This is a genomic window from Clostridioides sp. ZZV15-6597 (assembly GCF_020657815.1).
In the GTDB taxonomy this organism is placed as follows: Bacteria; Bacillota; Clostridia; order Peptostreptococcales; family Peptostreptococcaceae; genus Clostridioides.
Window position 1 is genome coordinate 1 of sequence record NZ_JAGWCT010000300.1, and the last position, 201, is coordinate 201.

Genomic DNA, 201 nt, shown 5'->3' on the forward strand with positions numbered 1-201 from the left:
TTCATTAGTTATACTAGCTATCGAATGTATTTCTCCTAAGTCTACACCTACGGTGTTGTTACCTTTCGGTGTTGGATTAATGATTCCATCATCAAATGTATAATACAAATAATATCCGTTTCGCCATACTATTTCAGCAGTCTTTATATTTTCAATATTAAAATCTAACTCTAAATATATACCTTTTGACATTGATAACTT

1 pseudogene is annotated in these 201 nt (G+C 29.4%); it reads right to left on the reverse strand.

Annotated features, from left to right (window positions below):
• Window positions 1-201, reverse strand: a pseudogene (locus tag KGF52_RS21310) (RNA-guided endonuclease TnpB family protein); the annotation flags it as partial.